Here is a 12,667-nt window from a genome sequence, read left to right as displayed (position 1 = left end):
TATGGAAAAGAATTCACAGGAATCCCAGGGATTCTACAAATTGAGTTGGTTACAGCGCATCGGATTCGGTTCTGGTGACTTGGCACAAAACCTCATCTTCCAGACAACATGTATGTACTTGTTGTTCTTCTATACCGATATCTATGGACTCGATGCAGTTGACGTTTCCGTGATGTTTACGGTAGGAAATGTTGCAAATGTGATTTGGGACCCTATTGTAGGTGCCCTTATAGATAAGCACAATCCTAAGTTGGGTAAGTATCGCTCTTATCTGGTATTCGTAGGAATCCCACTTTCGGGCTTTGCCATCCTCTGCTTCTGGAATGGCTTTGCACCATCTCTGCTCTATGCCTATATCACATACATTGCCATGACATTGCTCTATACATTTATCAATGTACCTTATGGAGCCTTGAACTCATCGCTGACTCGTGATACCGATGAAATCACGGTGTTGACGTCAGTTCGTATGTTTATGGCAAACTGTGGCGGTTTGGCTGTAGGCTCAGGCCTTCCGTTGCTCATCGCATACTTTACCGACCAGCAGTCGGATGGTTTGCCTAAGGATCCGGTGGCTTGGTTTACCACCATGACCATCTATGCCGTCATTGGTTTGTTGTTGCTCCTCTTCTGTTTCTCACAGTGTAAGGAGCGTGTGGTAATGAATGCCGAGGAGAGTGCGAATGTGAAGATAAGCGACCTTTGGATGGAATTTTTCCACAACCGTCCTTTGCGTATCATAGCCTTCTTCTTCATCACCGCCTTCGCCATGATGTCTATCGGCAATGCGGCAGGAGCTTACTTCATGAACTGCAACCTTCACGGAACCTCCGAGCAGCTTTCCATCTTCATGGGTTTGGGTTCGGCACCATCGTTCATCTTCATGCCACTGGTGCCTATGATCAAGAAGGCAATCGGCAAGAAGAACATGTTCTATGTGTTCCTGGGCATCGCCATCGTGGGTATGGCATTCCTTTATCTGGTAGCAAAGATGGAACAGCCAAGTATGATGCTCGTCTATATCGCCCAGTTTGTTAAGTCAACGGGTGTTATTGTAGCTACGGGTTATATGTGGGCTCTGGTTCCTGAGGTTATCTCTTATGGAGAGTATAAGAGTGGCAAGCGTATTGCAGGTATCGTGAATGCCTTGACGGGCATCTTCTTCAAGGCGGGTATGACCTTGGGTAGTGTGGTGGCTCCAGCCATCCTTGCTTACGTGGCTTACAATCCGAAGACCGTGGAGCAGACTCCTGAGGCTCAGGAGGGTATTCTCTGGTTGGTATGTGTCATTCCTGCTGCCTTGTTGCTGCTCGCCATCTTCATTATCTCGAAGTATGAGTTGACAGATGCGGTTATCGATGATATCAACAAGAAGATTGAGGATCGGCACAAACAGAAAAAGTAACATTTAAAATTGAGAAAAATATAAAAATTAGACATGAAGAAAATATCGACTTTTGCATTGGGCTTGATGCTTGCTTCTGCAGCTTTTGCCCAGAAAGGCAATAATAATACGACAATCCCAACATTCCAGGAGGCCATGGGCAAATATTTCCTGGTTGGTGCAGCCGTTAATACTTCTCTGACAGACGGACAAGACCCGGCAGGTGAGGAAGTAGTGAAGAAGCAGTTTAACCAGGTGGTTGCCGAGAATTGTATGAAGGGCGAGGAAAATCATCCGGAGGTGAATCGCTTTGATTTCACCGATGGCGATAAGCTGGCTGACTGGGCTGAGAAGAACGGCAAGACCTTGATAGGTCATTGTCTGGTATGGCACTCTCAGCCACCTAAGTGGATGTTTACCGATGATAAGGGTAATCTGGTAAGCCGTGAAGTGCTCATCGGCAGAATGTATAATCACATCATGAATGTGGTTACTCATTATAAAGGTAGAGTAAAGGGATGGGATGTTGTGAACGAAGCTTTCGAGGATGATGGCTCTTACCGCAAGTCTCTATATTATAAGATTATCGGTCCGGAGTTCATCGAACTGGCTTTCCGCTTTGCTCATGAGGCTGATCCAAACGTAGAACTCTACTACAATGATTATTCTACTTCGAAGCCAGCCAAGCGAGAGGCTATCTGCAAGCTGGTTCGCGATTTGAAGGCGAAGGGTCTCCGCATCGATGCTGTAGGTATGCAGAGCCACAATGGTTTTGATTATCCTGATTATGCTGAGTATGAGAAGAGCATCGAGGCTTTTGCTGGTGAAGGCGTGAAGGTGATGCTGACTGAGCTGGATATGAACATGCTTCCTAATCCGGAAGGATTCGGCGGTGCGGAAATCAGCCAGAAGTTTGAACTTCAGAAGAAGTACAATCCATACGTGAAGGGACTTAACAAGAAGGCGCAGAAACTCTTCAACCAGCGTTATCTCGATCTCTTCAAGATTGTAGAGCGTCACAAGGATGTCATCAGTCGTGTTACCTTCTGGGGTGTCAACGATGGTCACTCTTGGTTGAATGGCTGGCCTATCCCAGGCAGAACCAACTATCCGCTGCTCATCGACCGCAACAACGAGGTGAAGCCAGTGGTGAAGGAAATCGTCAATCTCTTTAAATAAGATCTCTTCAAATAGAATCTCTTAAGATAATATTATCAATCTCTTTAAATATAAGATAACAATGAAAGCAAGATATTTGTTCCCTAAGGATTATATGGCAGATCCATCTGCCAATGTGTTTAACGGTCGCCTGTATGTTTACCCATCTCATGACTGGGATAGCGGTGAAAGTTTCGACGATGATGGCGGTCACTTCCAGATGAAAGACTATCATGTTCTCTCTATGGACGACGTGATGGAGGGTGAAGTAACCGATCATGGTGTGATTCTCGATGTGAAGGATGTGCCATGGGCTGAGAAGCAGATGTGGGACAACGATGTAGTAGAGAAGGATGGCAAGTACTATCTCATCTTCTCTGCCAAGGATTATAATGGCGTGTTCCATCTCGGTGTGGCTGTGGCTGATAAGCCGGAAGGTCCTTTCATACCGAATGCCGACCCAATCCGCAAGTCATACAGCATCGACCCTTGCGTGTTCAAGGATGATGATGGCAAGATTTACTGCTACTTCGGTGGTATCTGGGGCGGTCAGCTTCAGTGGTACAAGGACAACAAGGCACTGAAGGATGAGCATCTTCCAGAGGGCAAGGAGAATCCGTTGCCATCTCGTGTAGCCATGATGACTGATGATGTGCAGCAGTTTGCTGAGATGCCAAAGCCTGTTGTCATTGTTGACGAGGAGGGTAAGGTATTGCCAGCCGATGATCCTCATCGCTTCTTCGAGGCTAGCTGGATGCATAAGTACAAGGGCAAGTATTACTTCAGCTACTCTACAGGTGATACCCATTATCTCTGCTATGCTGTAGGTGATAATCCTTATGGTCCGTTCACTTACAAGGGCGTTATTCTGGAGCCGGTGGTAGGTTGGACAACCCATCACAGTATCTGCGAGTATAAGGGTCAGTGGTATCTGTTCCATCACGACTGTGTGCCATCTAATGATACAACCTGGCTTCGCAGCGTAAAGGTGGCTCCTCTCTTCTATGATGAGGAGGGTAACATCTTGCCGGTAAAATAGAATTGTTTTTTAGGTTTTAATAGTTTTGGAGAATAGTTGATACATGAGTTAGTTTTAGTTAGAAACGAGCAGCATCTTCGGGATGAAGATGCTGCTTTTTTGTTTTTTCTCTTATAACTTCTCAGTTCTTCTTGCAAATTGTTTCTTATCTAATGTTATTTTTAAGTTATTTCTTTCGTTTTGTCATAGATTTCTCGGTTTTTTATTTACCTTTGCATCCATAAACCAATGAAATGAAAGAATTATGTTGAAATTACTGTTAAGGTTATGGTGGCTGCAACAGCGCCGTAACTTCCGCAAGAGAGACGCCTTCGTGGCTTGCTACATCATCTTTCTGTATGTGATGGTGGGCGTGGGCTTCTACCAGGGCTTCACCGAGAGTGGAGGAGAACTGAAGGGGGAAGAAATGCCGGCATTGTTGGGTGCGGGCATCGTAATCGGCATGCTGATTCCTGACATCATCATGAAGATGGTGATGAAGCGGGATATTACGGCAATGGATGATTATGTGAAGTCGCGCCCTGTGCCTGAGAAAATCTGGAACAAGTTCCTGCTCACTACCAATCTCGTGAGCTTTTGGAACTATGTGCTTCCGGTGCTTACGCTTCCGGTGTTCATCTATCTCTTGCCGGCAAGTGAGGCTGTAGCCAGCTTTTTCCTGTTCCTGGAGTTCTCTTTCATCAACGGCATCTACATCACCTGTTACCGCAAGGCTACGGAGTGGATTTTGAAATGGCCCTTGATATTGGGATGGATGGGAATGTTTGCCGTGCTCATAGGGTATATGTTTGTGGCTTCCTTCTTCCCGGTATATATGGGATGGATAGGTCTCTTCTTCCTTGCTGGAGCGGTATTCACCGGACTTACCGCCTATCTCTATCACGAAAAGATTTATAACGAGCAGAAACAGAAGGTTTCCAGGTTCCGTGGATTCAGCCATGTCAACCTCTTCAGTCTGCAATATATCGGCACATTGAGAGCAAAGCGTGTCCGTACGATGGTGATTATGATTACCGCCATCTTCCTTTTCGATGCCTATCTCTTCGCCCTGATGCCTTTAGAGCCGGGACAGGAAATGGGGGACAAGGTGGCTATGACTACCCTCTATGTGGCAGGTGCCATCCTGCTGCCATCGGTGGTGTTGTCGCAATGGACCTTTGGTATTGAGGCAAACTTCTTCCATGGATTGATGACCAAGCCGGTAAAGGTGAAGCAGATGCTGCAGAATTGCTTCTATTATTATATGGTAGTGAGTGCTGTCGCCTTGTTGCTCACCCTTCCGTTCCTTTTCCTGCAGGCAGGAATCGGAATCCAGGTGCTTATCAGCGGTTTCTGTCTGGCAGTATTCATCAATCTCTTCAATCTGCCTACAGCACTCTTCTCTTCCCGTCTGGAGATATTCCAGACTTCCATGTTCAGCATGCAGGGAGTGAATCTGAAGATCAATCTTTATGCCATCGCCTTCCTCTTCCCGCTGGCAGGCGTCTGTGCCATCTATCATTTCTTCGGTGAGACGGCATGGTTTATCACCTGCGTAGCGCTGGCAGTCATCAGCATCGCCATCCACAAATGGTTTATCGCCAAGATTGCTGCCATCTTCGAGAAGAACAAGTACAAGCGCATGGAGAAGTTCATGAGTTAAGTGAAGAGTGAAGAACGAAGAGTGAAGAAACAACGTTCGGCGGCCGAAGGGAAAGACAATTCAATAGCTTTACTAATCATAAAGTTCAAAATTCAAAGTAATCATAAAGTTCAATGTTCAAAGCTCAAAGTTCAAAGTAACAATAAAGTTCAAAGTAATATGATTAAGATTCTGAATCTCAAAAAGATATATAATGGCAATACCGTACTCGATATTGATAATCTGGGTGTTGCAAAGGGCGAGCTGATAGGACTCGTAGGTAATAATGGTGCGGGCAAGACCACCTTGCTCCGCCTGATTCTCGACCTGATTCAGGCAGATGATGGTTTCGTGGAAAGCAATGGACAAAAGGTGAACGAGAGTGAAACCTGGAAGGAATATACCGGCAGTTACATCGACGGCAGATTCCTCATCGACTTCCTCACCCCTGAGGAATACTTCGATTTCATCGCTGATGTCTATAACATCGACGATGAAACCTTGCAGGAGCGACTGGCGCAGTTTGAGGGCTTTATGCACGATGAAATCATGGGAACCAAGAAGTATCTCCGTGATTTCTCTCAGGGCAACCGACAGAAGATTGGCATCATCGGAGCGATGATCATCAATCCGAAGGTTCTTCTCCTGGATGAGCCATTCAACTATCTCGACCCATCTTCTCAGATGACTATCGCCCACATGATTCAGCGCATCTGCAAGGAGCAGGGCACCACGGTCATCATCTCCAGCCATAACCTCAACTTCGTTGCCGACATATCCTCTCGCATCCTCCTGCTGGAGAAAGGCAAGCTGGTGAAGGATCTTCCGAATGCTGATGGCGCTGCCATCGCCGAACTCAACGAGTACTTCGGTATTCAGGCAGAATAGCAAACATAATTTACACATAGATAAATCTCCCTCTCTGAATCGCCAGCGAAGCAACAGAATAGCTTCCTGGCGATTCTTTTTTTAAAATCCAGTTCTTTCACTCTGTCTGTAAAGTATGGAGCATCAACGAATGAGCCTTATTTAAATTCGAAAGAAGGCTTATTCCACTTTTTGCCTGGCTATGGCACAAAGTTGCCCTTAACTGGGGCAATATTGTGCCATTGCCAGGCATAAAATAATACGTCGGGAGATAAATTTCAATAGGACTGTTACTACGATTCGGCAGAAGCTTTCTGGTTGCAGGTGGAGTCGGTTTGCGTGAGAAAAACCCTACTCTCGATTTCACTCTTCACTCTTCACCTTATTGCGAAGCTCGGTCATCTTTGATGGCTGGAGCTGGTCATAATAGATGATTGGGGCTGGTCATAATAGATGACCGAACCATTGCTTATATGATGCGTTTAAAAAAATGATGAGGGTGAAGAGTGGTGAAGAGTGGTGAAGAGTCAGCTCAACTCTTCACCGTCATAAGTGCCTCACACACATAAGCTTACATTATGAATGTGAAGAGTGAAGAGTGTTTTCGAAAGTAGCTTCCTATGCATCGGGTGTTTGAACAATCTGTGAACTCTTCCGTCTTTTCTTTACCTTATTAATATAAATTATGCTTCAAGAAAAATGTAATTTAGCCAACTGAGGAAACAAAAAGTAGCCAACTGAGGAAACGAAATCCGGCCAACTGAGGAAACGAAATCCGGCCAACTGAGGAAATATCGAAAAAAGTGGTATCTTTGCACACGTAATCAAATATTTGAAAAGATGGTGTTTATGTTGTTCCTATCGGGTGTTTGAAAGATTAAGACAAGGCTTATTCTACTTCTTGCCTGGTAACGGTACTAAGTTGCATCAGCGTTGTGTATGAACGAAGAAAAGTTAAAATAATTAAGTTAAATTAGAAACACGGACAAATTGAATTTGTCCGGCTCTTTTGTCCGGCTCTTTGTAAATGGTTAAATATTAGTAACTTATAAGCTGCCGGACAAATTGTCCGGACAAATTCAATTTGTCCGTGTTATTTTTTTCTTTGCCTTTTATCTCTATGTTTTCCACTTCGGAACTCATAGACTTAGGAGCCATAAAACAATGGGATAGCTTCTTGACCGAAGCGATAGTGAAGGGATTAAAAGGGCGACAATTGCGCAATGCCATACCCCATCGCAGAATGACTGCTACCATTTATAAGAATTATCCGCAAGGGGAAATGACCATTACAGATTTCCTGTTGGGGCAATATTATCTTTATGGAGATTCCCTGAATGCGCAGGAATGGAATATGGAAAATGACAGCACGAAGATGGTGCTCGGTCATGAATGCCAAAAGGCTACCTGCTGCTTCCGGGGAAGACAATGGACAGCCTGGTTTGCCTTGGATGTTCCTGTAAGTGACGGTCCCTGGAAATTCTGCGGACTCCCTGGCTTGATTATGGAAGTGTATGATAGGGGAAAGCAATACTATTTCTGTATCAATGGAATGCAGCAGGTTAGTGCAAAAACTATTACTTTTGAGGTACAGGACAAGGAATTCAAGCGCTTTCAGAAAACGACAAGAAAGGATTTCCTGCAATTAAAATATAAGTATCTGAAAAATCGGAACAGTATCAACGAGGCTTCAACGGGAATATCTCTGGGTGGCTCGGATGAGGCTCTGAAATATGATCTGATAGAAAAAGAATAAGTATCAACGTAAAGAGAGAACGGATTGGTTTCTCAAGAAGATAATTTATGAAGCAACTGTTTTTATATCTGTGGTTTATCTGTATGAGCACTTTGACCTATGCCCAGCAAGTCACCTTGTCGGGTAAGGTGGAAGATGCTTATACGGGCAACGGACTGCAGGGAGTGATGGTTACCATCCGACCTGCTGCCGGCAATAGAATCCTGAAGTTTACCAAGACGCAGGCAGATGGAAGTTTCTTCGAATGGCGAAAAGTCGTATGTTGCCAATCAGCTTTCTACCGACCTGGCTTGGAATGATGTCATGATGGATATTGCCGGCTCTTATCCTAATCATCAGCAGGTCAAGATGCCGAAGTATAAAGTATCAGACAAGCTGGAGCTGTTGCATCGGAGTGGTAAGCGAACTTATACCTTTAACACGTATAATGCTTATATGGTGAATCCGCACTCTCTGACTGTTGATAATTCGCAACAAACGGCTTATCAAAGTGTTCGTTCGGCAGCATTCTTCAGTCATACCAATACTTCGCTCGGTTTTTTCCTCAAGCCTTTTACCGTAATGATGAAGGTAGGCTTGCAGGTATTTAATCTTTTCAATCAGCGCACCTACGGCTATACCGTTTATTCGGGGTTGACCCGTACGAGCAAGGAGTATCAGTTGCGAGGTAGGACAATACTGATGTCTATGTTCTTTCATTTTTGATGATGGAGGCAACAGTTCTGCCGTTTCTGAAAAGAATTTCCGGTAGATTTGGTTAAATATCAAAAATTATAAATGTAATTGTAATAAGAGTTTTTATAATTTTTGTACCTTTGCACCCAAACGAAGAAAAAAGAATCAATGAGCAAAGGAAAATTAGCTAAGTTTGCGGATATGGAGCGTTTCGAGAACGTGTTCCAGTATCCATATAGTGTTGTAGATGACGTGCCTTTCGATATGAAGGGCAAGTGGCGTGAGATGTATTTCCACAATGATAATCCTATCGTGCTGGAGTTGGGATGCGGCAAGGGTGAATATACCGTTGAACTTGCCAAGCTCTATCCTGAGATGAACTTCATCGGTGTGGATATTAAGGGTGCACGTATGTGGACCGGTGCCAAGAAAGCGATAGAGGAAGGACAGAAGAACGTGGCTTTCCTCCGTACCAACATCGAGATTATCGACCGCTTCTTTGCCGAGGATGAGGTGCAGGAAATCTGGCTCACCTTCTCTGACCCTCAGATGAAGAATCCTCGCAAGCGTCTTACATCTACATACTTCATGAACCGTTATCGCCACTTCCTCGTGGATGGCGGTATCATCCATCTGAAGACGGACTCCAACTTCCTCTTCACCTATACTACTTATATGGTGGATGGCAACCATCTGCCTGTGCTCTTCCGCACAGAGGACCTCTATCATCAGGAGGGTATCGATGAGGAAACCCGTAAGATTCTCTCTATCCAGACCTATTATGAGAGTATGTGGATAGAGCGTGGCTTGAACATCAAGTATCAGAAGTTCGCCTTGCCACGTGAGGGCGAGCTGGTGGAACCTGATATTGAGATTCCGCTGGATGATTATCGCAGTTATCGCCGTGATAAGAGAAGCTCAAAGGATACAGCGAAGTAAGTTATCGCAATATATAAAAAGTCTCCCGCAATAGTCGCCGGCATCTGAAAGAAGCAACGGAAGTCTTCGAATAATACTGGAGAAGTTGTCGGAAAGCCTAATAGTAATTGTTGGAAGAGTTAATATCTAGAAGCGCACAACAGCTGATATGCGGTTGCACAACAGCTGTTGTGCGCATGTCTTTCAGTTGTTGTGCACTTGTAGAATAGCTGTTGTGCGCAGTTTAAAGTTATTGCGACGACCATATTTCTTGGTATGTGCAAATTTTGCACATATCGGCAAAAAGTATGGATTTTATAGTCTAAAATGAATATAAACTTGCCGATAACTCGTGAATTGTATGGCAGTATAAGCGTCTGCTCGATTACTTCCAGATTAAATATCAGAACTAGCCTTAGGTTAGGGATATGTATAGTATGTTATTCTCTTTCTATATGTTTTGTAAAATCCGGGAATAATCTTGTTGAATTCAAGAAAAAAAGGTGGAAATGCTTGGTGTTTCCACCTTATTTTATTATATTTGCAGCAAGTTTTTAAAAGATTCAGTATTCTAAGTGACTGCATGAACCGGAAGAAACGACTAAAAGAACAGAAAAGTAATAACTAACTAAATAAACGACAAAATGATGAACTACAAGAAATTGGCTCTTACCGTTGCGGCAGGAGCAATGGCAACTACAATGATGGCGCAATCGGCACCTCAGTTGAATGCCAACAACATCGACGAAGTTATCAAGGCGATGACCTTGGAAGAAAAAGCCCAGATGCTGGTGGGCGGTGGTAACGATGGATTCGTGGGCAGCGGTGCTATGCTCGGACATCAGAAGAAGTTCGTGCCGGGTGCTGCGGGTATTACTGTAGCCATCCCTCGTCTCGGCATTCCTGCTACCGTACAGTGTGATGGTCCTGCCGGTGTTCATATCGATGCTCATCGCAAAGGTGACAGCCGTAGCTACTTTGCCACCGGTTTCCCTATCGGAACCTGTCTGGCTTCTACCTGGAACACCGACTTGGTACGCAAGGTGGGTGAGGCTATCGGTAACGAAACCCTGGAGTATGGCTGTGATGTTGTGCTCGGACCGGGTATGAACCTGCATCGCAATCCGCTCTGCGGCCGTAACTTTGAGTATTATTCAGAAGATCCAATCGTAACGGGTCTTATCGGAACCGCCTTTGTACGGGGTGTGCAGAGTCAGGGCGTGGGCGTGAGTGCCAAGCACTTTGCCGTAAACTCTCAGGAAACTGACCGTACCAAGGTGGATGAGCGATTGAGCCAGCGTGCTCTCCGTGAGTTGTATCTGAAGGGTTTCGAGATGATGGTTCGCAAGAGCAATCCTTGGACTATCATGTCTGCCTATAATAAGATAAACGGTGTTTATGCCCAGGGCAACAAGGGCCTCCTTACTGATATTCTCCGCAACGACTGGGGATATAAGGGAATCGTGGAGACCGACTGGATAGGTAAGCGTGCCGACCTTCCTCTGGAACAGGAAGTTGAGGCTGGCAACGACCTGATGATGCCGGGTTATCCTGCACAGGTGCAGGATATTGTTGATGCCGTAAAGAATGGCAAGCTGGATATTAAGGATGTGGATCGCAATGTTCGCCGCATGCTCGAATATATCGTGAAGACTCCTCGATTCAAGGGATATAAATATAGTGGTGAGCCAGACTTGAAGGCTCATGCAGCTATCACCCGTCAGAGTTCTACCGAGGGTATGGTACTTCTGAAGAATGATGCCGCTCTTCCTATCCAGGGCTTGAAGACCGTAGCTCTCTTCGGTGTCAACTCTTACGATTTCATGTCGGGTGGTCTTGGCAGTGGAGCCGTTAATGTAGGCTATTCTGTAGATATGGTTACCGGTTTGAAGAACATCGGTGTGGCAACTACTCCTCAGCTTACGGAAATCTATCAGAATTATGTGAAGTATGCCAAGGCTAAGTTGAAGGCAGACAAGAATCCGATGATGTGGTTCTTGGATCAGGGTCAGCCAAAGCTCGATGAAATCGAGATTACTGAGCGCTGTGTAGCTGGCGAGGAGCCAAAGGCAGATGCTGCCATCATCACCATCGGCCGTCAGGCAGGTGAGGGAATGGATCGCCAGATCAATGGTGAGTTCAACCTCAGTCAGATAGAGCAGGATATGATTTTCCGTGTATCTGATGCTTTCCATGCCAAGGGCAAGAAGGTGATAGTCATCATCAACTCTGGTTCTGTGATGGAGACAGCCAGTTGGAGAGACCGTGTGGATGCTATTCTCGTAGCTTGGCAGCCAGGTATCGAGGGCGGTAACTCTGTAGCTGATATCCTGACCGGTAAGGTGAATCCATCGGGTAAGTTGACCATGACCTGGCCTATCGCTGCTACCGATCATCCATCTACTGCCAACTTTGCCAAGGATTACGATATGTACACCTACAAGAATCTGCTGGATTGGAGCAAGGGTAATATCAAGGGTTACGATTATAGCAACCACGAGGAGGATATCTATGTAGGTTATCGCTACTTCGACACCTTCAAGAAGAATGTGGCTTATCCATTCGGTTATGGTTTGAGCTATACTACCTTCGAGTTTGGCAAGCCATCTGTCAAGGCAAAGGGCAACAATATTGAGGTTAGCGTAACTATCAAGAATACCGGTAAGGTTGCCGGCAAGGAAGTTGCTGAGGTTTATGTTACCGCTCCTAAGGGTGCTTATGAGAAGCCTGCCAAGGAACTCAAGACCTTCGGCAAGACCAAGTTGCTGAATCCAGGTGAGAGCCAGACTTTGAAGATGACACTTGAAAAGCGCGATCTTGCTAGCTTCGATGAGGCCAACAGCCAGTGGAAGGTAGATGCAGGTAACTATCTCTTCAAGGTAGGTAGCGATGTGGAGAACATCAAGGGTACTGCTACTTTGAAGGTGGCTGAATATACCGAGAAGACAAGCAATGCCTGCGCTCCTAAGGTTCAGTTGAACTATCTGAAGCAGAAGTAGTCTATGTAAATAATATTCTAGAAAGAGATAATCTAGAAGAAACTCCCGGAAAATGGGGGAAGAAGAGATTGAAAATTTTCCCTTAAGGATTTTTATTTTTTTCCTTAAGGGAAAATATATTTTTCCTTAAGGGAAATAAAATCTTCCCTTAAGAGATATTTTTCGCCATATTTGGTCTGTAAAGTTATTTCTTTATGAATTTCGCAGCACCTATTTTCCTATCCTCAAAAGCAAAGAACTCCCGTCTCTT

At 45.1% G+C, this 12,667-nt stretch carries 10 protein-coding genes; all 10 read left to right on the top strand.

What is annotated here, in order from left to right:
* The first annotated feature begins 1 nt into the window (after window position 1).
* The 10 genes from AAAT87_RS00310 (at window position 2) to AAAT87_RS00265 (ending at window position 12,417) form a co-directional block, all read left to right on the top strand.
* Window positions 2–1,405: an MFS transporter gene (locus AAAT87_RS00310; protein WP_349225301.1), complete on the top strand. Its 1,404-nt coding sequence runs from the start codon at window positions 2–4 to the stop codon at window positions 1,403–1,405.
* 33 nt (window positions 1,406–1,438) lie between these two features.
* Window positions 1,439–2,563: an endo-1,4-beta-xylanase gene (locus tag AAAT87_RS00305; RefSeq protein ID WP_118311274.1), complete on the top strand. Its 1,125-nt coding sequence runs from the start codon at window positions 1,439–1,441 to the stop codon at window positions 2,561–2,563.
* Between the two features lie 61 nt (window positions 2,564–2,624).
* Window positions 2,625–3,581 (top strand): family 43 glycosylhydrolase, encoded by a 957-nt coding sequence (locus tag AAAT87_RS00300; RefSeq protein WP_153097492.1) that lies wholly within the window; start codon window positions 2,625–2,627, stop codon window positions 3,579–3,581.
* Window positions 3,582–3,825: 244 nt separating this feature from the next.
* Window positions 3,826–5,223: a DUF5687 family protein gene (locus AAAT87_RS00295; protein WP_349225300.1), complete on the top strand. Its 1,398-nt coding sequence runs from the start codon at window positions 3,826–3,828 to the stop codon at window positions 5,221–5,223.
* A 159-nt stretch (window positions 5,224–5,382) separates the two neighbouring features.
* Window positions 5,383–6,090, top strand: coding sequence for an ABC transporter ATP-binding protein (locus AAAT87_RS00290; RefSeq protein WP_349225299.1), 708 nt, complete (start codon window positions 5,383–5,385; stop codon window positions 6,088–6,090).
* A gap of 1,171 nt (window positions 6,091–7,261) precedes the next feature.
* A complete protein-coding gene (locus AAAT87_RS00285) occupies window positions 7,262–7,825 on the top strand; it encodes a GLPGLI family protein (RefSeq protein WP_349225298.1) in 564 nt (187 codons plus the stop codon).
* Window positions 7,826–7,872: 47 nt separating this feature from the next.
* Window positions 7,873–8,124: a hypothetical protein gene (locus AAAT87_RS00280; protein ID WP_349225297.1), complete on the top strand. Its 252-nt coding sequence runs from the start codon at window positions 7,873–7,875 to the stop codon at window positions 8,122–8,124.
* Window positions 8,054–8,530: a hypothetical protein gene (locus AAAT87_RS00275; RefSeq protein WP_349225296.1), complete on the top strand. Its 477-nt coding sequence runs from the start codon at window positions 8,054–8,056 to the stop codon at window positions 8,528–8,530. The genes AAAT87_RS00280 and AAAT87_RS00275 overlap by 71 nt, the downstream gene beginning before the upstream one ends.
* Window positions 8,531–8,668: 138 nt before the next feature.
* The gene (gene trmB, locus AAAT87_RS00270; RefSeq protein WP_022121261.1) at window positions 8,669–9,439 is read left to right on the top strand and encodes a tRNA (guanosine(46)-N7)-methyltransferase TrmB; all 771 of its coding nucleotides are present in this window, start codon (window positions 8,669–8,671) and stop codon (window positions 9,437–9,439) included.
* 626 nt (window positions 9,440–10,065) lie between these two features.
* Window positions 10,066–12,417, top strand: a complete 2,352-nt coding sequence (locus AAAT87_RS00265; protein ID WP_349225334.1) for a beta-glucosidase — start codon at window positions 10,066–10,068, stop codon at window positions 12,415–12,417.
* Window positions 12,418–12,667: the final 250 nt, after the last annotated feature.

This window comes from Segatella sinensis (assembly GCF_040095255.1).
GTDB lineage: Bacteria > Bacteroidota > Bacteroidia > Bacteroidales > Bacteroidaceae > Prevotella > Prevotella sinensis.
The sequence above is the reverse complement of the archived record's forward strand: the minus strand, read 5'-3'. Positions and strand labels throughout refer to the sequence as shown.

Coding starts and splice junctions, on each gene's coding strand:
- AAAT87_RS00310 (WP_349225301.1), top strand. CDS start 2: ATGGAAAAGAATTCACAGGAATCCCAGGGATTCTACAAATTGAGTTGG.
- AAAT87_RS00305 (WP_118311274.1), top strand. CDS start 1,439: ATGAAGAAAATATCGACTTTTGCATTGGGCTTGATGCTTGCTTCTGCA.
- AAAT87_RS00300 (WP_153097492.1), top strand. CDS start 2,625: ATGAAAGCAAGATATTTGTTCCCTAAGGATTATATGGCAGATCCATCT.
- AAAT87_RS00295 (WP_349225300.1), top strand. CDS start 3,826: ATGTTGAAATTACTGTTAAGGTTATGGTGGCTGCAACAGCGCCGTAAC.
- AAAT87_RS00290 (WP_349225299.1), top strand. CDS start 5,383: ATGATTAAGATTCTGAATCTCAAAAAGATATATAATGGCAATACCGTA.
- AAAT87_RS00280 (WP_349225297.1), top strand. CDS start 7,873: ATGAAGCAACTGTTTTTATATCTGTGGTTTATCTGTATGAGCACTTTG.
- AAAT87_RS00275 (WP_349225296.1), top strand. CDS start 8,054: ATGGAAGTTTCTTCGAATGGCGAAAAGTCGTATGTTGCCAATCAGCTT.
- trmB (WP_022121261.1), top strand. CDS start 8,669: ATGAGCAAAGGAAAATTAGCTAAGTTTGCGGATATGGAGCGTTTCGAG.
- AAAT87_RS00265 (WP_349225334.1), top strand. CDS start 10,066: ATGAACTACAAGAAATTGGCTCTTACCGTTGCGGCAGGAGCAATGGCA.